This is a genomic window from Rhodococcus pseudokoreensis (assembly GCF_017068395.1).
Classification (GTDB): Bacteria; Actinomycetota; Actinomycetes; order Mycobacteriales; family Mycobacteriaceae; genus Rhodococcus_F; species Rhodococcus_F pseudokoreensis.
Genome location: NZ_CP070619.1, coordinates 2,876,769 through 2,897,060, shown reverse-complemented (window position 1 = coordinate 2,897,060; position 20,292 = coordinate 2,876,769). Strand labels below are relative to the sequence as shown.

The 20,292-nt window shown below is 68.0% G+C and carries 21 protein-coding genes, 1 tRNA gene, 1 pseudogene and 1 riboswitch; of the genes and pseudogenes, 7 read left to right on the top strand and 16 right to left on the bottom strand.

The annotated features are described in order from the left end of the window. Nucleotides 1-57: 57 nt before the first annotated feature. Both JWS13_RS18390 and JWS13_RS18385 read left to right on the top strand, forming a co-directional pair. Nucleotides 58-1,404: a lysine N(6)-hydroxylase/L-ornithine N(5)-oxygenase family protein gene (locus JWS13_RS18390; protein ID WP_206006896.1), complete on the top strand. Its 1,347-nt coding sequence runs from the start codon at nucleotides 58-60 to the stop codon at nucleotides 1,402-1,404. Continuing rightward, nucleotides 1,401-1,652 carry an MbtH family protein gene (locus tag JWS13_RS18385; protein WP_005244517.1) on the top strand — a complete coding sequence of 84 codons (252 nt, stop codon included), beginning with the start codon at nucleotides 1,401-1,403 and terminating at the stop codon, nucleotides 1,650-1,652. The genes JWS13_RS18390 and JWS13_RS18385 overlap by 4 nt, the downstream gene beginning before the upstream one ends. A 109-nt stretch (nucleotides 1,653-1,761) precedes the next feature. Here JWS13_RS18385 and JWS13_RS18380 read toward each other — a convergent pair whose 3' ends face one another. After that, entirely contained in the window at nucleotides 1,762-3,201 is a 1,440-nt protein-coding gene (locus tag JWS13_RS18380; protein WP_087561109.1) for a threonine/serine exporter family protein, read from the bottom strand. A gap of 1 nt (nucleotide 3,202) precedes the next feature. Then, nucleotides 3,203-3,583: a nuclear transport factor 2 family protein gene (locus tag JWS13_RS18375; protein ID WP_124393289.1), complete on the bottom strand. Its 381-nt coding sequence runs from the start codon at nucleotides 3,581-3,583 to the stop codon at nucleotides 3,203-3,205. Between the two features lie 72 nt (nucleotides 3,584-3,655). Between JWS13_RS18375 and JWS13_RS18370 the strand changes: the two genes are divergently transcribed. Both JWS13_RS18370 and JWS13_RS18365 read left to right on the top strand, forming a co-directional pair. Continuing rightward, nucleotides 3,656-3,730: transfer RNA gene (locus tag JWS13_RS18370), tRNA-Thr, on the top strand. Nucleotides 3,731-3,874: 144 nt separating this feature from the next. Then, the gene (locus tag JWS13_RS18365; protein ID WP_206006895.1) at nucleotides 3,875-4,081 is read left to right on the top strand and encodes an RNA polymerase sigma factor; all 207 of its coding nucleotides are present in this window, start codon (nucleotides 3,875-3,877) and stop codon (nucleotides 4,079-4,081) included. A gap of 4 nt (nucleotides 4,082-4,085) precedes the next feature. On the opposite strand, the gene JWS13_RS18360 is transcribed toward JWS13_RS18365, so the two are convergent. From JWS13_RS18360 to JWS13_RS18345, 4 genes are all read right to left on the bottom strand, one after another. Continuing rightward, nucleotides 4,086-5,498, bottom strand: a complete 1,413-nt coding sequence (locus tag JWS13_RS18360; RefSeq protein ID WP_206006894.1) for a lipase family protein — start codon at nucleotides 5,496-5,498, stop codon at nucleotides 4,086-4,088. A 101-nt stretch (nucleotides 5,499-5,599) separates the two neighbouring features. Further along, the gene (locus JWS13_RS18355; RefSeq protein ID WP_206006893.1) at nucleotides 5,600-6,235 is read right to left on the bottom strand and encodes a TetR/AcrR family transcriptional regulator; all 636 of its coding nucleotides are present in this window, start codon (nucleotides 6,233-6,235) and stop codon (nucleotides 5,600-5,602) included. Between the two features lie 43 nt (nucleotides 6,236-6,278). After that, nucleotides 6,279-8,171 (bottom strand): glycoside hydrolase family 15 protein, encoded by a 1,893-nt coding sequence (locus JWS13_RS18350; protein WP_206006892.1) that lies wholly within the window; start codon nucleotides 8,169-8,171, stop codon nucleotides 6,279-6,281. Nucleotides 8,172-8,255: 84 nt separating this feature from the next. Beyond that, on the bottom strand, nucleotides 8,256-9,143 hold the full coding sequence (locus tag JWS13_RS18345; protein WP_206006891.1) for a sigma-70 family RNA polymerase sigma factor: 888 nt from the start codon (nucleotides 9,141-9,143) through the stop codon (nucleotides 8,256-8,258). A 79-nt stretch (nucleotides 9,144-9,222) separates the two neighbouring features. Between JWS13_RS18345 and JWS13_RS18340 the strand changes: the two genes are divergently transcribed. Then, nucleotides 9,223-9,984 (top strand): SDR family oxidoreductase, encoded by a 762-nt coding sequence (locus tag JWS13_RS18340; RefSeq protein ID WP_206006890.1) that lies wholly within the window; start codon nucleotides 9,223-9,225, stop codon nucleotides 9,982-9,984. Here JWS13_RS18340 and JWS13_RS18335 read toward each other — a convergent pair. From JWS13_RS18335 to JWS13_RS18325, 3 genes are all read right to left on the bottom strand, one after another. After that, the gene (locus tag JWS13_RS18335) at nucleotides 9,969-10,877 is read right to left on the bottom strand and encodes a SigB/SigF/SigG family RNA polymerase sigma factor (protein WP_206006889.1); all 909 of its coding nucleotides are present in this window, start codon (nucleotides 10,875-10,877) and stop codon (nucleotides 9,969-9,971) included. The two genes, JWS13_RS18340 and JWS13_RS18335, sit on opposite strands and share 16 nt — an antisense overlap. A gap of 43 nt (nucleotides 10,878-10,920) precedes the next feature. Then, nucleotides 10,921-11,067: a hypothetical protein gene (locus JWS13_RS18330; RefSeq protein ID WP_206006888.1), complete on the bottom strand. Its 147-nt coding sequence runs from the start codon at nucleotides 11,065-11,067 to the stop codon at nucleotides 10,921-10,923. A 71-nt stretch (nucleotides 11,068-11,138) separates the two neighbouring features. Then, complete coding sequence (locus tag JWS13_RS18325) at nucleotides 11,139-11,282, bottom strand: hypothetical protein (protein ID WP_167372176.1); 144 nt, start codon at nucleotides 11,280-11,282, stop codon at nucleotides 11,139-11,141. Between the two features lie 221 nt (nucleotides 11,283-11,503). Between JWS13_RS18325 and JWS13_RS18320 the strand changes: the two genes are divergently transcribed. Further along, a complete protein-coding gene (locus JWS13_RS18320; protein ID WP_124395687.1) occupies nucleotides 11,504-11,830 on the top strand; it encodes a MerR family transcriptional regulator in 327 nt (108 codons plus the stop codon). Between the two features lie 11 nt (nucleotides 11,831-11,841). On the opposite strand, the gene JWS13_RS18315 is transcribed toward JWS13_RS18320, so the two are convergent. The 7 genes and pseudogenes from JWS13_RS18315 to JWS13_RS18285 form a co-directional block, all read right to left on the bottom strand. Continuing rightward, nucleotides 11,842-12,225 (bottom strand): hypothetical protein, encoded by a 384-nt coding sequence (locus tag JWS13_RS18315; protein ID WP_206006887.1) that lies wholly within the window; start codon nucleotides 12,223-12,225, stop codon nucleotides 11,842-11,844. Nucleotides 12,226-12,465: 240 nt separating this feature from the next. Then, on the bottom strand, nucleotides 12,466-14,292 hold the full coding sequence (locus tag JWS13_RS18310; RefSeq protein ID WP_206006886.1) for a zinc ribbon domain-containing protein: 1,827 nt from the start codon (nucleotides 14,290-14,292) through the stop codon (nucleotides 12,466-12,468). A gap of 726 nt (nucleotides 14,293-15,018) precedes the next feature. Beyond that, the gene (locus JWS13_RS18305; protein ID WP_206006885.1) at nucleotides 15,019-16,182 is read right to left on the bottom strand and encodes an epoxide hydrolase family protein; all 1,164 of its coding nucleotides are present in this window, start codon (nucleotides 16,180-16,182) and stop codon (nucleotides 15,019-15,021) included. A gap of 54 nt (nucleotides 16,183-16,236) precedes the next feature. Continuing rightward, on the bottom strand, nucleotides 16,237-16,587 hold the full coding sequence (locus JWS13_RS18300) for a hypothetical protein (RefSeq protein WP_124395682.1): 351 nt from the start codon (nucleotides 16,585-16,587) through the stop codon (nucleotides 16,237-16,239). 29 nt (nucleotides 16,588-16,616) lie between these two features. Next, a pseudogene (locus tag JWS13_RS18295) lies at nucleotides 16,617-17,473 on the bottom strand (TIGR03620 family F420-dependent LLM class oxidoreductase). A gap of 41 nt (nucleotides 17,474-17,514) precedes the next feature. Continuing rightward, nucleotides 17,515-18,321, bottom strand: a complete 807-nt coding sequence (locus tag JWS13_RS18290) for an ABC transporter (RefSeq protein ID WP_206006884.1) — start codon at nucleotides 18,319-18,321, stop codon at nucleotides 17,515-17,517. A gap of 48 nt (nucleotides 18,322-18,369) precedes the next feature. Then, on the bottom strand, nucleotides 18,370-18,684 hold the full coding sequence (locus JWS13_RS18285) for a DMT family transporter (protein ID WP_072942865.1): 315 nt from the start codon (nucleotides 18,682-18,684) through the stop codon (nucleotides 18,370-18,372). A gap of 10 nt (nucleotides 18,685-18,694) precedes the next feature. After that, nucleotides 18,695-18,756: riboswitch (guanidine-III (ykkC-III) riboswitch) on the bottom strand. Nucleotides 18,757-19,530: 774 nt separating this feature from the next. Here JWS13_RS18285 and JWS13_RS18280 point away from each other — a divergent pair. Then, nucleotides 19,531-20,247: a response regulator transcription factor gene (locus JWS13_RS18280; RefSeq protein WP_192582108.1), complete on the top strand. Its 717-nt coding sequence runs from the start codon at nucleotides 19,531-19,533 to the stop codon at nucleotides 20,245-20,247. Nucleotides 20,248-20,292: the final 45 nt, after the last annotated feature.

Here is a 20,292-nt window from a genome sequence, read left to right as displayed (position 1 = left end):
GAAGACAGACGGCGGCTGGGTCGGGTGCGGCGCGGCGTCGAGGACGGACAACGAGCTATGAGTGAATCGCCGGAAACGGCCGGTACAGATCTCCCGGTGCGAGATGTCGTGGGTGTCGGATTCGGTCCCGCCAACCTCGCACTGGCCATTGCCATCGAGGAACACAATGCGAAGTGCCCCCCGCGCGAGCGGATCAGCGCGCAGTTCTTCGAGAAGCAGGATCGATTCGGGTGGCATCCCGGGATGCTGCTCGACGGCGCGACCATGCAGATCGCGTTTCCCAAGGACCTGGTGACGTTCCGGAATCCGCGCAGCGCATTCACCTTCTTCAATTACCTCTTCGATCAGGGTCGCCTCGTCGACTTCGTCAATCACCAGACCTTCTTCCCGACTCGGCACGAGTTCCACGACTACCTGCAGTGGGCGGCACGCCGAGTGGACGCCGACGTGCGGTACGGCACCGCGGTGGAGACGGTACGCGGAATCCGCGGCGACGACGGGTTGATCGACCGCTTCGAGGTCCGGGCCGCCGACGGCAGCGCGGTGATCGCACGCAACGTCGTGATGGGCGCCGGCCTGCGGGAACGAATCCCCGAGTGGGCCAACCCCTCTACGCGGTGCTTCCACAACCATCAATTCCTGTTCCGGCTCGGCGAGATGCCTGCCCCGGTCCACCAGCGGTTCGTTGTCCTCGGGGCGGGCCAGAGCGCCGCCGAGATCGTGCAGTACCTGCACGGAAACTACCCCGAAGCCGAAGTCCACAGCGTCTTCTCGCGTTACGGCTACAGCCCGGCCGACGACAGTCCGTACGCCAACCGCATCTTCGATCCGGAGGCCGTGGACGACCTGCACGGCGCCCCGGAGGAGGAGCGTCTGCGATTGCTGGATGTCCATAGGAGTACTAACTATTCGGTGGTCGACATCGGGCTCATCAACGAGCTGTACGCGACCGAGTACCAGGAACGCGTGCGCGGGCGCCGCCGGCTGTTCATGCGCCGCGCGTCGGAGATCATTGCCGTCGACGAGACTTCGGACGGAATCGAGGTGGCGGTGCGCAGCGGTGTGGACGGCCTCACCGACACTCTTGCTTGCGACGCACTGATTCTGGCCACCGGTTTCACCCCGGCTCCCCTCGAGCCGCTGCTCGGCGATCTGGCGCCGAAAACCCACCCGCCGCGGGAAGTCGGCCGAGATTATCGATTGGCGGTTTCGCCGGACGTCACAGCGGGAATCTATCTGCAGGGCGGCACGGAGAAAACGCACGGAATCACGTCGTCGCTCCTGTCGAACGTTGCCGTGCGGGCGGGAGAGATCGTTACATCTGTCGTAACAAGGCGTGGCCGCAACGGCACGCTTGCTAGTGTGAACGCACAGGACACGTATGCGACAAGCGAGGCGAGATGAGCACCAATCCATTCGATGACGAAGAAGGCCGCTTCTACGTGCTGGTGAACGATGAGGACCAGCACTCACTGTGGCCCACGTTCTCTGAGGTGCCGGCAGGCTGGCGCGTGGTTTTCGGCGAGGAAAGCCGGGCAGCCTGCCTCGAGTACGTGGAGAAGAACTGGACCGACATGCGGCCGAAGAGCCTGCGTGAGGCCATGGAGGCCGACGAGAAGTCGGGCGGACGGCACAGCGTCGACAAGAGCTGACCTCCCCGTCGCCCGCGTTTCGGCGACGATGTGGGCCGGGACGACCGTCCGGTGAGATTCCGGCGGTCGCGCCCGGCCGACGGCCGAGAGGCCGTCACCTGAAACTGCCTCAGGCCGCCTTCTGTGTGTGTGTTTCGACCGGCTTCCGCCGCCTCGTTTTGAAAACGGGGCGGCGGATGTCGTCTGTGCGGCGCAGGATGCGCGGCCTCCGCAGGGTCCGGGCGATCCACTCGCCGAGTGTGACACCCGCCGCGAGCGCGCAACCGATACCGAACGCCGCCAGCAGCGAGCCCAGTCCGATCACCACCTCGTTGTTCAGCAGGGCGTACAGACCCCGGTAGAGGGACAGACCCGGCAGCAGCGGCGTGATACCTGCCACCACGACGACCAACGGCGGCGTGAGCGCGCGGCGGGCCATCAGACCACCGGCGAAGCCGACCACAGTGGCGGCGAGTGCCGAACCGATGATCGGGCCGATGCCGAACTGGTGCGCCACCATGTACACGAGCGCGCCTGCCGCGCCGCCGAACCACGCGGCCGTGAGGGCCCGCTGCTCGGCATAACAGGCCAGCGCGTAGAACATCGACGCGAAAGCGCCCGACATCACCAGCACGGGGAGTTGCACGAGTTCCGTGATCTCGACGTTGACCGGGGGCAGGGTCGAGCCCAGCACGCCGGTCAGACGCAACGAGATGGCCACACCGGCGATGATGCCGCCGGTCATCATGACCACTTCGAAGAATCGCGCCGCCGCCGTGATCGGTGCTCCCGTGATGGCGTCCTGCACGGAACCGACCAGCGACAGCCCGGACAACAGCACCACCACACCGGCCGAAATGATCTGCGACGGTCTGATCTCGACACCCAGCTGATCCTGGAACGTGTAGAGCGTCGCCGCCGGCGTCGCCGCCACCAGACCGCCCGCCACCTGCTGGAAGAAGAACGGCAGACCGATGCGGTTGAGGACGCGGTTGACCCGGTAGATCACCATCGTCGTCAGGAAGGCGACGGACGCGACCAGCACCCCACCACCCATCAACACCGACACCGACGCCGCCATCGACGCCCAGGCGAGCGTCGCGATCCAGCGGTTGTACGGGTGCGGCGCCGTGGTGACCGCGGTCAGGGCCTCGTGCGCCTCGCTGGGCGTGACCGCTTCCCGGCGGATGCGCCGAGTGAGCCGGTCGACCGCCGCGAGCCGGGTGAAGTCCATCGAGCGGTAGTGCACGATCCGCATGGTGCTCGCCGGCGGGAGCGTGGGCCCGCGGTACGCCGACAGCACGATGGAGTTGTACGTGACATCCACATCGCACTGCGCGAGGCCGTACGTGGCGGCGATGAACTGCACCTGCTCAGCGGTGTCCATCGCACCGGTGCCGGACGCGAGGAGCACTTCACCGACCCGCACGGCGAGGTCGAGTACTTCGGCGACGACCGCATCGTCGGTGAGGTCGATCGGCTGCAGCGGTGTGGGTGCAGCGGTGACCGCATCGACCGTTGCGCGACGGTCGCCTGTGAGACGTTGGAGGGATTCTGTGAGCTTGGACATACTACGTGTCGGAGACAAGGTCTTTCTCGGTCAAATCGGTAGCGGAGAGTGCAGACTCGAGTGTCTCGTGGCGGAACGTGGAGATGACCTGATCGTGGACGACACGGAATGCAGAGGCCAGGATACGCGTCTCTGCCGGGTCCGTGGCCCACGTGGCCTGCTGTTCGACCACCAGCACTCCGTCGTAGTAATACATTCGCTTCGGATTCAGCGTGATGCCCGCGGTCGACGCCCATTCCCGCAGCGCCGCGAGGCCCTGAGTGGCACCTTTCGGTCCACCCATCTCGATGTCGTCGCTCGACAGCGACAGCAGAGTGTCGATGTCGCCGGAGTTGAGGGCGTCGTGCCAAGCGAGGACGGTGGCGATCTCCGAGGTACTCATGGCTCCAACGCTATCCAATGTGGGCGGAAGTAGCCGACGTTCCTGCAATGGATATGATGGGCGCGCGTGTCCGCCTCCTTAGCTCAGTGGTAGAGCACTCGCCTTGTAAGCGAGCGGTCGTCAGTTCAATCCTGACAGGGGGCTCCACCGCGGAATCGACTCCGCGCACAGAGGGCCACCTTCCCCCCGGAAGGTGGCCCTCTGTTGTTTCCCGCACACTCACCCCTGGGTGGGCAGTTCGTCACCCTGGGGTCCCTGTGTCCGAGCCCGGCGGTCCTTGACTATTGGTTCATGCAAGTGAATTCGTGCAGGTCGGCGGTATTGGACGCGGTCGAAGCGCTGCCCGCCCTCGAACGGGAGACGCTCGCACTCGTGTTCTACCGGGGAATGTCCTGCGACGAGGTCGCGGCGACGATGAAGACCACCGTCGACGTCGTCCGGGACCGGCTCCACGAGGGCTCGCGCACCCTGCTCGCCGGTGTCGGCGGCGGACTCTGAACCCTCACGTGCCGATCGGCTGACCGAGCAGGCTCGCGAGTGTGTCGCCGACGATCGACGACCACAGGGGCCACGTCTTCTCGTCGAGGGCCATCGATCCCACGTCGTGGGTGGCGCACCCGGCGCCGACCGGGACCCCGTCGAAACGGTCCCGCAGCCACATCAGCGCGCTCGCGGCCGCGACCGGTTCGAGGGACAGGTGCTCGCTGGCGTGGTCGCGGGTATACGTCACCCGGGCGTCCGGGTCCTGGCAGTACGTGTCGACGAGGCGGTCGACGGGCCCGACCGGCACCAGCCAGTCCGGGTTCGCCTGATACATGAACATGGGGACGTCCGGCACCCGATGGCCCATCCTCGTCCGGTCGAGTACCGATGCGACCACCGGATCGCGCAGCGGGTCGCCGCTCGGGCTGTCGAACAGGCCCCGCAGGTTCGCGAACGGCAGCAGCGCGGACTGATAACTGACGCACAGGTTGCCCTTGGCGGCCAGGAGTTGCTTGCCGAGGGGGTTCAGGTGGGTGTCGAGATACTCCGCGAGTTCGGGGTAGTCCCGGCTCACCCCGAAGACCCCGCCCAGCACGATTCCCGCGCCCAGGTTGTTGTCCGCGAGATCGACGAGGGCGCCGAGATCGGCCGGGATGCCGCCCTCGGCCGCGCCGACGATGTTCAGGTCCGGCGCGTAACTCTCGTGGAGTTCGGCGGCATGCCCCGTCGCGATCGCGCCGCCCGAGTACCCCATCAGTCCGACCGGGGTCTGCCTGCCGGACAGACCGAGGGGGTCGAAGTTCTCCGCCGCCCGGATTCCGTCCAGGGTGATGCGGCCCGCGAGGGGCCCGGCCGCGTAGGCGGCGTTCGGGCCCTGATGGTCCGGCAGTACGACGGCCCATCCCTGGGCAAGCGCGGCCTGGGCCTCGAGGAACTGCAGCGGCGCGACGACCTGGCCGGTCAGCGGCGCGGGTACGGACCACTGCTGCAGCGCGTACGAGGCGGCGCAGTACTTGCCGAGGGAGTCTTCCGCCGGCTGGAGCGACAGCAGATTGCGGACGCCGTCGATCGTGCCCCGCGGCTTGATCACCGTCGCGACCGCCGGGATCGCCTCGTCGCGCGAATTGTTGGAGCGGTACGACAGTTGCCACGCGTCGACGTTCACCGGAAGCACGGACAGGTTCGCCAGGTGTACTTCGCGGGCGGCGATGATCTCGCCGGGCGCGGCGGCCGCGACCACGTCGGAGGGCGGTTCGTAGAACCCGCGGTCGGCCTCGGGCCAGGCGGGGATGGCCGGGGCTGGTTGCACGTCCACCGGTGTTCCGCCGTCGGCGGGCGCCCCGACCGACGGTGCGGCGACGGCGAGCTGTGCGCCCACCAGCATCGCCCCCACCAGCAGCATTCGGTGTCGCAGCGCTCTCGATCTGATCATGTGGTCCTCCCCGGGCCGAAGTGAGACGTCCATGTCTCACTTTGAGTGCAGACCTTAGATCAGGTGTGACGGGTATCGCAATACTCGCGAGTAAGTTCCGGTCAGGCCTGATCGGTGACCAGCGCGATGAGCATCGTGCTCAGGACGTCCACCAGCACCGACGCGGACGGTCGGGGGGAGGCGGTGCTCCAGTGGTGGGCGAGGTCGTTGACCGCCCCGATGAAGGCGATCGACACCATCTCGAACCGCTCGGGTGGGTCGACGACGCCACCGTCGATCGTGCGGGTGACCGCTTCGAAGAGTTGCGCCCACTGCCTGCGGCGCTCGAGGCGGTACTGCTCGACGCGGGGGCCCGCCCCCACCACCTCCACGAAGATGATCCTCGCGCGGCGCTCGTCGGTGCCGACCGATTCGATGTAGGCCGTCATCACGGTGCCGGCGACGGTCCGCGGATCGCGGGACGGCGCCGCCTCGTTCGCGGCGAGCACGGCGTCGCGGGCGTCGTCCTGGATCGTGTCGTAGACGGCCAGGAGGATGTCCTCGCGGCTGCCGAACTCCTCGTAGAACTGGCGCCGCGACAGTCCGGCGTGGGCGCAGATGTCGCTGATCGAACTGTGGGCGTACGTCTTCTCCGCGAAGACCGACAGGGCCGAATCGAGGAACCGTGCCCGGCGGGCCGCGCGACGTTCGGCGACCGGTTGGCCGCTGTACGTCCGACTCGATTCGGCTCTGGACACGGTCTCAGCCTACGGTGGCGGGCACGTCGGGCCCGGCGTCGGCTCACATCAGTTCCCGCATCCGCTCGTGCAGGATGATGCGCCCCGCGGCCTCGATCAGCGCGAGGTGCGAGAACGCCTGCGGAAAATTGCCGAGGTGGCGGCCGGTGCTCGTGTCGAACTCTTCGGCGTACAGGCCCAGTGGGGAGGACACGCTGACCAGCCGCTCCATCAAATCGGTTGCCTCCTGCACCTGATCGACCACGGTCAGGGCCGACACCAGCCAGAACGAGCAGATCAGGAAACTGCCTTCCTTGCCCGACAGCCCGTCGTCGGTTTCGCCGGTACGGTAGCGCAGGACGAATCCGTCCTCGGTGAGATCGTTCGCGATGGCGTCGACGGTGGCACGCAGCCGGACGTCCCCGCGGGGAAGGAATCCGAAGACCGCGGCGAGCAGCGTCGACGCGTCCAGCGCCTCGGTGTCGTAGTGCTGTCGCAGCGCCCCCTTCTTCACCCCGTGCGCGAGGATGTCGGCGCGGATCTCCTCGGCCGTGGCACGCCAGGCGTCCTCGGACGCGCGATCGCCGCGGATGCCGGCGATCTTCGACGCCCGGTCGAGTGCCACCCAGCACATCAGCTTCGACGACACATAGTGCTGCGGTGCGCCGCGCGCCTCCCAGATCCCCTGATCGGGGTCGCGCCACACCGCCGAGGCGCACGCTGCCTGCTGCTGCACGAGCGGCCACAACCGGCGGGGAAGGCGCTTGCTGCGCACCGTGTGCAGCAGGATCGAGTCGAGGACGGCGCCGAACACGTCGTTCTGCCGTTGGTCGAATGCGCCGTTGCCGATCCGCACCGGACGCGCGCCCGCGTAGCCGGACAGGTCGTCGCGGGTCGACTCGGTGAGGTCGCGGGTGCCGTCGATTCCGTACATGATCTGCAGTGCGCCATCACCGTTCGACTCGAGGTCGGCGATGAACTGCATGAACTCGTCGGCCTCCCAGTCCAGGTTCAGATAGTGCAGGGCCTGCAGTGTGAACGTGGAGTCTCGCATCCAGGTGTACCGGTAGTCCCAATTACGTTCGCCGCCAGGGCTTTCCGGAAGTGACGTGGTGAGGGCTGCGACGGTGGCGCCGGTCGGCATGTACGTGAGGCCCTTGATGGTCAGGGCGGACCGCTGGATCGCCTCCCGCCACCGATGGTCGGGGAAGCGGGCGTGGCTGAACCAGCGCCGCCAGAACACCGCGGTCGCATCGAGTTGCGCGACAGCCTCTTCCGTCGTCTCCGGCGCGGCGAGTTCCGCCGCCCAGGTCAGCGCGCAGTACAGGGTTTCGCCCTTCTCGAGCATGTGGCGGGCGCGAACCCGGCCGCCCTCGATGCCGAGCGCCATGTCCGTCTGCAGGCGCAGCGTGAGCCCCGCACCGCTCGCGTCGGCGGTGTGCCGATCGCCGTCCACGAGAACCCACTCCGCCGGTGCGCGTCCGTAGTCGAACACGGGCTCGCACACCAACTCCACCTCCACGTTGCCGTCGAGGCACGTGACCGTGCGGACCAGCATGTGATCGGCGTCGTCGTCCGCGGGCGGCCTCGTGTGCGGGGTGACGGTGTCCTCACCGCGGGTCGGGCCCATCGTCAGCGCACTGCGCACGTTCACCCACCCGGTCGGGGTGTTCCACACCGCCGAAATGATGTTGGTGCCAGGCTCGTACTGGCGGGACGCCGGAACGTTGAGCCCGAACGGGCCGATCCGGAACATCCCGGCCTCGCGGTCGAGGAGGGAACCGAACACGCTGGGTGAGTCGAACCGGGGCACGCACAGCCAGTCGACGGAACCGTCCGGCGCGATCAGCGCCCCGGTGTGGCAGTTCGAGAGGAAGGCGTAGTCGGCGATCGGCGGGAACGGCGACGGCGCGGCCGCGCTCCGGGGTGGGGCATCGTCGTCCGAGGCAGTAGTCACGTTCGCGTCCCTCTCCCGGAGTGTCGGCTATCTCCATGCTGCGGGTCGCGGCGCCGACGGTCATCACCCGGTTCGGGTGACCGCTCAGTCCCCGAGGACGGCGAGATCGAGTCGGCGGACGCGATCCGGCTCCGCGATGACGTCGATCTCGGTGATCTTCCCGTCCGCGATCGTGAACGCCAGCACCAGGTACAGCCGCCCGCGGGGAGCCATCACGAGCCCGGCCGACCCGTTCACCAGGGCCACCTCGGTGACCCGGGCGCGTTCCGCGGATGCGAGCGCGCCCTTGGCCACGACGCGGGCGCCCCGGATCACGAGAGGTCCCGGGGTGGGGCCGACGGCCGGGTCGGCCCGGAGCACCACATCCGGATCGAGCAGGGCGACCAGCGCGTCGAAATCGCCGCCGCGGGTGGCGGCCAGATAGGCGTCGACGACCGCTCGCCTGCGGGCCGGATCCGCGGGGTCCGGCGCCGGGGAGGCGCCTTTCACCCGGCGGCGGGCGCGACTGGCGAGTTGCCGCACCGCCTGGGAGGAGCGGCCCACGATGGGGGCGACGTCGTCGAACGGCACGTCGAACATGTCGTGCAGCACGAACGCGAGCCGCTCGGCCGGGGTCAGTGTGTCCAGCACGACCAGCAGCGCCAGCCCCACCGAATCGGCCAGCATCGCTTCGTGTTCGGGGTCGCCGCCGTCTTCGTGGCCGACGGCCGGATCGTGCGCCTGCACGTCGAGAGGTTCCTCGCGCCGCTGCTCGCGTGAGCGCAGCACGTTCAGGCACACCCGCGACACCACCGTGATCAGCCACGCCTCGAGGTTCTCCACCTCGTCGGTGTCCGCGCGGATCGTGCGCAGCCACGCGTCCTGGACGGCGTCGTCGGCCTCGCTCACCGAGCCCAGCATCCGGTACGCGACGGCCCGCAGCCGCGGCCGGTGTTCCTCGAAACGCTCGGTCAGCCGGTCGCGGTCGTCCACCGTGTCACATTCCTTCCTCGCGGCGTGTCTCACAGGTAGACCCACCGACAATCAGCTGTCCGAAGAATCTGGAGAGATCATGACATCACCCATTCTCATCACCGGCGGTACCGGCACGCTCGGACGTCAGGTCGTCCCACTGCTGCGGGCGGCGGGGCGGGACGTGCGGGTCCTCAGCAGGCACGGCGGCGACCCCGTCGACGGCGTCGACCATCTGACCGGTGACCTGTTCGAGGGCAAGGGAATTGACCCCGCACTGGACGGCGTCGAGACCGTTCTGCACCTGGCGGGTGGCCCCAAGGGTGACGAGGTGGCGACCCGGAATCTGGTGGCGGCCGCCGCGCGCGCCGGGGTGCGGCACGTCGTCTACATCTCGGTGATCGGGGCCGATCGGGTTCCGCTCGGCTGGTTCACGTCCAAGCTGGCCGCGGAGCGAGCGGTGGCCGACGCGGGCCTGCCGTGGACGGTGTTGCGCGCAGCCCAGTTTCACGAACTGGTGCTGAGCATGCTGCAGAAGATGGCGAAACTGCCGGTGATCCCGGTTCCGGGCGGGCTACGCTTCCAGCCGGTCGATTCGGGGGAGGTGGCGGCGCGTCTGGTGGAACTGACGCTCGGCGCCCCGGCCGGCCTGGTTCCCGACCTGCCCGGGCCGACCGTGTACGGAATAGGCGATCTGGCGCGCAGTTACCTGCAGGCGAGCGGCAGGCACCGGCTGACGATGCCGGTCCGGATGCCCGGAAAGGCGGGCCGCGCATACCGGGACGGCGCCAACCTGTCGCACGAGGCGGCGACGGGCAAGCGGACGTGGGAGGACTTCCTGGCCGCCTACCCGACCATCTGACCGCCGGCGAGTTTCCCGCGCAGGTCCGCCAGGGTCTTGGTCAACAGCCGGGACACCTGCATCTGCGAGACGCCCACCCGCGCGGCGATCTGCGACTGAGTCATGTTGCCGAAGAACCGCAGGACGAGGACGGTGCGTTCGAGGTCGGGAAGCGAACCCAGCAGCGGCTCGAGGACGACATGGTCCTCGACGTGTGCGAGCGACGGGTCGAGGTCGCCGATCGTCTCCGACAGCGGGCGCTCGTCCTCCCCGAGCGGGAAGTCGACGGACAGGGTGCTGTAGGCGTCGGCGACCCGCAGACCCCGGACCACCTCCTCCTTGTCGATCCCGAGGGCCTCGGCCAGTTCGCTCGCCGTCGGGGCGCGTCCGAGTGTGGTGGTCAGTTCGGTCGTCGCGGTGGTGAGGGAGAGGTGCAGTTCCTGCATGCTGCGCGGGACGTGCATCGCCCAGCCGGTGTCGCGGAAGTGCCTGCGCACTTCGCCGGTGATCGTCGGGACGGCGTAGGACACGAAGCTCGCCCCGCAATTCGAGTCGAACCGGTCGACGGCCTTGACCAGGCCGAGGCGGGCGACCTGGATCAGGTCGTCGAGGGGTTCTCCGCGACCGAGAAACCGCCGCGCGATGTGTTCGGCGAGCGGCAGGCACCGCTCGATCAGCCGCTGCCGCAGCAGTTCGCGGCGGGGGTCGGAGACGGCGAGACGGCCGATGGCCTCGCACTGCGCGGGCACGTCCCGGTACTGGTCACGATCGCGGCGCGCGGTCTCCGGTCGCGCCTGCCGACGCTCGCTCCGTGCGGCGTCGGCGACGGGCTTCGGGCGATGCGCCGGCTTCGACCGCGTGGGGATGCGTCGGATGTCGAGCGATGGTTCGACGAGCTGGGTGGACACATTCATGGCTCTGCCCTTCTCTGACCTGCCGGCATCGGCAATGGCGTCGCTATTCGACGAGTGCGGGGGACGTGTCTGCGGCCTCGTCGGCGAACATCGCCTCGATCCGGGCCTTGATTTCCTCGGTGCTCATCGTTGCTCCGCCTCGCCTGGCAGTGCTGGTGGCGGAACCGTGGAATGCGGAGCTGGCGGGCATGAGGGTCGTGTCCTGTCGTGTGCGAAGTGTCGGTGTCGGTGTCGAACGGGTGCGGGTGCCGGGCCGTCCGGTCACGTCGGCAGGGACGAGAGGAGCGTGAGCGCGCTGAGAGCCAGCGTGGCGATCAGGCCGCCGGCGATCGCTCCGCCGCTGCCTGCGCCGAGAACGAGGACCTCCCCGTCGTGGGGTGTGCTCTGCGGGTCGTGGGTGGTCATCGGTTCTCCTTCGTGCGACCTCGTCGTGAGAACTAATCTGCGTTGAAGAATATAGATTTGTTCTACAGCGGTCGGACGGGAAGTTCAAGCCGAATCGGCAAGATTGCTGGTCCAGCCACGCGGCACTGCGGGCATTCCGGAGCGAACCTGCGCGCCCCGCGGCACATTGTGTTCACTGGGGCTTGCTAAGATTGATGCGCCCTGAGAAGAAGGGAGACCCGGTGACGTCCTCTCATGTGCCGCTTCGTTCGCAGCGGGGTGTGTACGGGATCTCGGTAACGTCGGAGCTGACGGGTATCGGACCGCAGACGCTGCGCCTCTACGAGCGGCGCGGGTTGATCACGCCGACTCGCACGGGCGGTGGCACCCGCCGGTACAGCGAGGACGATGTCGCGCGCCTCCAGAAGATCACCGAACTCGTGGCCGCCGGAGTCAATCTCATCGGCATCGGCCAGATCCTCCGGCTCGAGGCCGAGAACGCGGTGCTCGCGGCGCGAAACGCCGAACTGGAGCAACTCGTGCGATCCGAGGTCCCGGACCGCGCCTGAGCGGTGTGGGATCAGCTCGCGGGCTGGTCGTTGGTGGGGTTGAACTCGTCGAACGAGGCGTCGGCCGCCTGCCATTTACCCTCGGCCCGGATGTCGGCGAAGGCGTGGTCGAATGCGTCGACCAGCCACGCGTGCCCGGCGGTGGCCAGCAGTTCGTCGGACGTGCCGTCGGCGGCGCCCTGGTACAGGCTGACCCGCCACTCGGACGCGTCGTCGACGGCGTCGGTCAGTCCGTCGGCGGCGTTGGACGCGAGAAGGTAGCGGTTGAACTCGAAGTCGACCCGGATCGCATAGCCCGCACCGGTGTTGACCACGTTGGCCGGTCGCTGCGTGGCCGCGGCGAGCGCCGTGAGGGCGTCACGGTAGCGATCTGCGTGTTCCTGAGTACGGGGCACCGTCTTCTCGTCTCTCGCACAGAGGCCGTGGCGCTCACGGCCACGACACCTCGGCGAATCCGTCCGGGGTCGGCGGTAGTTCGCGTTCGGTTCGGGTCCGAGATTACGTGACCCGATGCTCGTCTTGGCTGCTACAGGTCAGGCATGGGGGGCGGGAGACGAAAAATCTATATCTTCAAGTGCAGATTAATTTCATTACTGAGAGTTACCATCAGTTGTTTCTTAAGCAGAAGGGAGCGTCTACGTAGATCTCGTACTGTCTGCCACTGGTGTGGCGGGTGTTGGAGATGTACGTGTGTCACGGCTACTCGCATCACTTTGCGGTGGTGTGGGTTTGACCGTGTCCCACACCGACGCTTGTGGTGCAGGAACATGCTGTTTCGGAGTCACCCCCGCCCGCAGTGTCACGGTGGGCAGGCTGTGTCGGACCCGGCGATGCCGTGGCCTGCTCGGGGTCGGACTGGTCTTGTCCCGGGACTTGCGGACCGGTGCGTGCTCGGCGACCCGGATCGCGGGCAGCTGCCCCCGCCGACGGGTGGCCTTGTTTTTGCCGAGCAGGGCGCGTTTGGCCAGGTTCACCCCGGCAATCTGGTCGCGGTTGCCGCCGACTCGGCAGCCCGGACACCATGCGGTGTGGTAGCCGCCGGGGCGGGTGAGCGGTTCGTCGCACCCCGGACATTGTGCGGAGGATCCGCGGGCGGGCACCGTGACCACCGCGATTCCGACACCGGCGGCGGTGTGGGCGAGGGCAGCGGTCGCCTTGCGGCGGGCGGACTGCGCGGCCCGGTTGTTGTTGACCCGTCCGTGTCCGCGGGTTTCGAGGGTCGTCAGATCTTCCACCGCGATCACCTGCGCGCCCGCTGCGGCGGCGTAGTTGGTGACCTGGCGGGCGAAGTGAAACACGAGTTCTCGGTTGATCTTCCCGCGTTTGACACCGACCGCGGTGCGGTGCTCGTTGAGGACGGCGATCTTCTCCTCCAGCCGGACACGGACCTCGGGTGGGGCGGTGGCGGCCAGCTTCTCCAACCGGGCCGCCTTGCGGTGCAGCAACTGCCCCTCGGTTTGCAGGCGTGCCAGTTTGGTCCCGAGGCCGCGGTCGTCGTAGGTGAAGCCCCGGTAATCCGAGGACAGTCCGTCCGGGTTTTCGGCTGCGGTGGCGGCGGCACCGAGCGTGGACGGGGACCAATCCACCCCGACCGCGACGGTCGCCGATCCCGGGTCACATTCGGGGACGAGTTCGGTCGCGGCGCAGCGCCAGAGCAGGCCCCGGTGGTCGAGGACGAGGGTCGGTAGATGCCAGCCGGTGATCGCTCGGCCGTGCAGGTGCGCGGGGATGGTGGCGGTCAGCCGGACACTGCGCCACTGCGCCCGCCCCGCCGGGGCCGGGCAGGTCGGCAGTTTCACCGTCAACACCAGCTCACGGCCTGTGACGGTGAGCTGCGCGAATTGCCGGTCGGCAGCGGAGAGTCGGGCAATCGCGCTCGTCTGCGGTGGTCCCTGGATGTCGGTGATCCGCACCCGGCCCGCCGGCACCGCGTCGCCATCGGTGTGGTGGGCGCGGGCGACGAGTTGGCGCCGCACGCCCCGAGCGAAACCCGCCGGCACACAGTCCGCGGCGCTGGTGGGTGGGGCTATCCGGCCGGTGGCCGGGTCGAACCGCTGGGCGAGTGCCGTGATCGCGGTGTCCCGGAAGGCGAGGGTCCGCAAGGTCGCCACCACCTGCGCGGTCACCACCCTGCTCACGCGCGAGGGCACGTAGGTGCCCTCGGGGTAGTGCGGGTTCCAGCCGAGGCGGGACGCGGCGACATGACCTTGTGCGGGCAGCCTGCGGTCCTGCCGATCCCGACCGGCCGCGAGCACATCGAATGTGACCGGCTGCCACAACCGCGCCGTCAAGTCGGTGCTGGCAGCGGCAATCAGGTCGAGTAGCCACCCAACCCGGGTGTTCACCTCGTCGAGTCCGATCGCGTCGCCGGTCGCGTCGTCGACCGCCACATGGGCGCGGGTTGTGACCGCGAACTGACGCTCCGCCGTCCGGGAAACACTGCGATCGCCCGGCAAGCTCATCGGTTACCGCCTCCCCGCCGTGCGCCATCACCGAAGAAGCCGGTGCTGATTCTGCGTCGACCGCAGCGCAGCGCACCAGCCGGACAACGATGCCGGCACCGCCCCGACGTCATCTCTCCACCCCCACATCGATGTCCCACCCGCCTCCCGCAGGACCTCGACTGTAACGCCGACCTCCGACACGTTCCGTCCGATCCAACGCCACCGGCGAACCAGGCCAATCGATCTCGCCACACCGCCCGCGTCTGCACCACCGTGAACCGGCCCACGGGTCTGTCGTCGAGCATCCGTACACGCCCTTGACCCCCCATTCTCACGGCTCGAATCGAGATCATCGCGGACCTCGATGCACTTCCCTGATAGCGGCTCTCGCGCACCATCTTTTCCCGATCCTCCGGCGACCCTCGTGCCGCCCTGCCGAGCCGGACACCCCGCTATAAAATGCCTCCACCATCTCCGCCATCTCCACCGTCGCTGCCGCACCCTCCGGTGTAGGCCAGCGGCAGAGAGACGCCCGGTCCGGACGGTCGCAGAGTTGGTGACCCGAACCGATATGCAGAGAAGGCAGCCAGCCTTCCGACGGCGGCCTCGCGCACCCCGATGACCGGCAACCACAAATTTTGTGGCGTCACCAATTCGCGGTGAACTGACAATGCGAGAAACTGATACGCAGTATTAGATAACGTGACAACGGCTGACAGCCTGATCTGACCGCTCCGAATCGGCTCAGCGGAGTTCGGCGAAGAACTCCCGGACGTCCGCGGTCAGAGTCTCGGGCTCCTCGAGTGCGGCGAAGTGGCCGCCGCGATCCTCGACGTCGGTCCACCGCGTGATCGCATGCTCCCGCTCCGCGTAGCGGCGGATGCCGACGTCGTGGGCGAAGACGATGACGGCGGTCGGGACGCTGGACACGGAATTGTCGGTGGCCCAAGAAGATTCCTGCATGTAGCCGACGTACGCGGCCGAGGAGGCGGTGCCGGTGAGCCAGTACAGCATGACGTTGGTGAGCAGGCGGTCGATGCCGATGACTTCGTGGGGAAGCGTCTCCCGCGGATACGTCCACTCGCGGAACTTGTCGACGATCCAGGCGAGCTGACCGACCGGTGAATCGGCGAGCGCGGCGCCGAGCGTCGCCGGTCGCGTGGACTGGATGGAGATGTAGCCGAACTCGTCGGTCATGAACCGCGACACCCGGTCCAGGCGGTCCTGCTCCAGCGGTGTCAGGCTCGCCCGCTCAGCTTCGTCCAACTCGTGGAACGGAACGCCGACGTTGCCGTTGAGGTGCACCCCGACCACCGCGTCCCGGGCGATGCGGGCGACCTCGGGCGAGACGCCGGCGCCGATGTCGCCGCCCTGGACCCCGTAACGGTCGTATCCGAGCCGGCCCATCAGCTCCGCCCACGCCCCGGCGATGCGGGTCATGTTCCAGCCCGATTCGCGGACCGGTCCGGAGAATCCGAATCCGGGCAGCGACGGCACGACCACGTGGAACGCGTCCGCGGGGTTTCCGCCGTGCGCCGCGGGGTCGGCGAGTGGCCCGATCACGTCGAGGAATTCGACGAAGGAACCAGGCCAGCCGTGGGTGAGGACGAGGGGCAGGGCATCCGGTTCGGGCGAGCGGACGTGCAGGAAGTGGATGTTCTGCCCGTCGATCTCGGTCACGAACTGCGGGATGGTGTTGAGTGATTTCTCCTGCGCCCGCCAGTCGAACTCGTCGCGCCAGTACGCGACGAGGTCGACCAGATAGGACGTGGGCACTCCCGTCGTCCAGTCGTCACCCGGGAGCGGGGTGCCGAACCGGGTCCGCGCGAGTCGATCGGCGAGATCGTCGAGTTGCGACTGCGCGATGTCGATGCGAAACGGTCGGATGGACTTCGTCGTGTCGGTCATGCAGACCACGCTACGAAGGATTGAGGACAGGTCCGGTCCTCGATCGAGAACGGGTCAGCAGGCCCCGGTCTTGGCGGCGTCGTAGGCCTGGATCATCTGGTCCTTGCGGTCCTGCGGAGCGTCCTTCCACTCCGCCGTCTCGGCCGACTGCGTGAAGAGGTCGTCGAGGGCCTTCGTGCGGTCGAACGTCTCGCCGCTCTGCTGCGCGCGGGCCTCGGCGCCGTTCGCGTACTGGAGAAGGCCCTTGCACAGGTCCGCGACTGCGGGCAGGTCCGCGGACGACGCCTCGGTGGCCTCGGTCGTTGCGCTCGCCGGGGACTCGGCCTCGGTGGTGGTCGATTCGGAACTGCACGCCCCGAGCAGCAGGGCGGCCGGGATCAACAGCGCAACGATGGTTCGTGTCATGCGAAATACATACCAGAGGCAGGTGTCGGTCAGTGTCGGCCGGTCGCTCCGAGGCCGTCCCGTGCGCGCAGTGGCAGCAGCCCCGCGAGCTGTCCGGCCACCTCGCCCGGCCGGTCGCCCAGTTCACTGACGACGACGTGATCCGCGCCGGCCGCGAGATGGCTGTGGACCCGCGCGACGATTGCGTCCGCATCGCCCCAGGCCACCAGGTCGTCGACCAGCCGGTTGCTCAGCCCCGAGATGTCGTCGGCACTGAACCCCATCCGCGCGAAATTGGCGGCGTACCCGCCCACCCCGGAGAGGAACCGGAGAGGAACACGGGCGGTGTCGCGGGCCCGGGCCGCGTCGGTGTCCAGCACCGTCATCAACGAGACGATGAGCGTGGCGTCCGGGCCGAGGATGCGCCGGGCCTCGGCGGTGTATTCGGGTGTGACGAGGAGCAGGACGGCCCCCGCTGCCCGCTCCCGCGCGAGTTCCAGCTTGCGCGGGCCCAGCGCGGCCAGGATCCGCCGCTCCGTCGGCACCGGCGGGTCGGCACGGTCGAGCCTGTCGAGGTACGCGTTCAGCGCGCGGAGCGGCCGGGGGATCTGCGGGCCGCCCAGTCCGACGACGAACCGGCCCGGCGCCGTGACCTGCAGATCGGCATGGAGCCGCGCGACCGCGTCCGCGTCGTACACGTCGACGGGGATGATGCGGTCGCGACCGGGATCGACTCGGTCGCCCGGACGGCGGCCGAGATCCGGTCCAGGCTGTCGATCTGTCCGCCCGCCAACCAGATCGCCGAATAGCCGAGGGATTCCAGCCGGGCCGCCTCGCCGAGATGTGTCTCGTCCGGTGCGATGTTCAGAGAGATGCCGACGGGTCCGAGGCCTTCGATGCGGGTCATGACCCGACCGTAAAACCTCGAGTTCGCTTCAGGTCAAGGCGTCAGGCGGGGCCGAGGGTGTAGTCGACGCCCGGACGGTCGCCCTTGCCCTTGTTGAGCCAGCGCCCCGGCAACTTGCCCGCCAGTTCGCCGAGCGGCCCGACGGCGGCGCTGAGAACGCCCACCGTTTCCTGCAGCAGGTCGACGCTCGCGCTCATCCGCTCCAGGTTGGGCGCCAGTGCCGTCAACGTCTCGGACAGCGCCACGATCTGATCGAGCGGGCCGCCCTCGGCGATGAGGCGTTCGAACGCGCCGCCCTCCGACAGCAGGGTGTCGAGGATGCCGTTCTCGGCGAGCGCCCGGTCCACCAGTCCGCCCGGCGCCGTGAGCCGTTCGACCGCGCCGTCCTGCGCGGTCAGCCGTTCGAGCGGTCCCTGCTCGGCGGTGAGGCGGTCGAGCAGGCCGTCCTTGGCGAGCAGCCGTTCCAGGGTGCCGTCCTCCGCGAGGACCCGGTCGAGCGGTCCGTCCTTGGCGAGGACCCGCTCGAGCGGGCCACCCGGCTCGAGCAGTCGTTCGAGGGTGCCGCCCTCCGACGTCAGACGGTCGACGGGGCCGCCCGGGGCGAGGAGACGGTCGAGCGGACCGCCCGGCTGAAGTGCCTGCCCGAGCGGCCGGTCGTTGGCCGCCAGCGAGGACAGTTGGCTGATCACCTGCAACGGGCTGCCCTGGGTGCTCATGCCTGTGACGACTCCGGTCCCGGCGACCGCGGTCCGGACCGTCACGAGGGTGGCCTCCGCGATACCGAGACCGACATCGGCCGCCGCAAGACCGGCACGCACCGGGAGGGTCACCAACGACAGCAGGTTCATGGAGTTACTGTAACCCGCGACACACAATCATCGAGCGTCTCGATCCGGTCAGTGCAGAGCCTTCAGTCCGACGACGCATCCCACGATGCCCAGGATCAGCAAAATCTTCACCGGCGTGGCACTCTCGGCGCCCGTCAGCATCGCGAACCCGACCGTCAGCGCCGCGCCGATGCCGACCCACACCGCGTACGACGTTCCGGTGGGGAGACTGCGCATCGCGTAGGCCAGACCCGCCATGCTGAAGACCAGGGCGACACCGAAGACGATGCTGGGTCCGAGTTTGCTGAATCCCTCCGACCGGCCGAGTGCGGTGGCCCAGACGGCCTCCAGAACTCCCGACAGCACAAGAACGATCCACGCCATGACAAACCTCCGGGCACCGTCTTGTCGCTGGCCGGGTACGGTGCGCTCGTCCGGATGTCGTGTCGACGAATTCCACGGTACCCAACGATGCGCTCCGCGCCCGTGAGTGGTGAGCGACTCCACAGACTCGCTCCGCGCGCACGACGCGGGAATGCGCCGAATATCTCGCAGATCGAGGCCTGCTGACTTATTGTCGAGCGCGACAGTGAATTCTGTGCGTATACCACGGAAGATAACGAGGAACATCATGATGCTCGGACTGCTCGCCGCAATCAACAGCGCTTTCACCCTCGGACTCGCCAACACGATCGGCACGTTCGGCGGAGTGGTGCTCAACATGAACGTCGTCGCCTGAACTTCCTGCCTGTCAAGACAACTCCATTTCACACAACCCCGCCGTCCGCTCGACGGCGGGGTTGTCTCGTGTTCGGCGACGGTGAGCGCGGGGGCTCCGGAGCGCAACTGTCCCATCCTCGCTCATGCGCCCGGAATTTCACCCTTTTTCGCTCGAGAAGAATGGGTGATTTTATTCAGGGAAATTGCGTGCGCGTGTCGCCACGAATTCGTCGAACGTGACTTAGTGTCATCCGCAACGCGCACGGACAGCGCGCACACACCCCTCAACCGGGGCGACGATGGAGGTCATGATGCTGGGACTGCTCGGGGCGCTCAACAGTGGTGTCACACTCGGATTGGCCAACACGATCCTGACGTTCGGCGGGGTAGTGTTCAACCTCAATATCGTGGTCAACTGACGATCGGAAATCAGTCCTCCCGGGCCGGCCGCACCGGCTCACAGGAACCTCCCAGGAAACCTACAGCGACAATCCAGTCTCACGCGTGATGATGGGTTGCGTGAATGATAAGCCTGTCGAAGCCCGCGTCCTCGTCGTCGACGACGAACCGAACATCCTCGAGTTGCTCTCCGTGAGTCTCCGATTCCAGGGATTCGAGGTGGCGACGGCGTCGACCGGGGCCGAGGGACTCGACACGGCGCGCACCTTCCGTCCGGACGCCGTCATTCTCGACGTCATGATGCCGGGAATGGACGGGTTCGGCCTGCTCAAGCGGTTGCGCGCCGACGGTGTGGACGCACCGGTGCTGTTCCTCACCGCGAAGGATGCGGTGGAGGACAAGATCAGCGGCCTCACCCTCGGCGCGGACGACTACGTCACCAAGCCGTTCAGCCTCGAAGAAGTGGTGACCCGGCTTCGCGTCATCCTCCGGCGGGCGGGCAAGGTGTCGGTGGAGGAGCAGTCTGCCCGCATCAAGTTCGCCGACATCGAACTCGACGACGACACGCGGGAGGTCTGGAAGTCCGGCGACCTTGTGTCGCTGTCTCCGACGGAGTTCACGCTGCTGCGGTACTTCATGGTCAACGCGGGCACGGTGCTGAGCAAGCCGCGCATCCTCGACCACGTCTGGAACTACGACTTCGGCGGTGAGGTCGGGGTGGTCGAGTCGTACGTGTCGTACCTCCGCCGGAAGGTCGACACCGGCGAGACCCCGCTGATTCACACCCTCCGCGGCGTCGGCTACGTGATGCGAGAACCGCGGCGATGACCGCGCCCGCGGCTCCCCGGGAGTCGGCCGAGGTGGGCGTGGCCG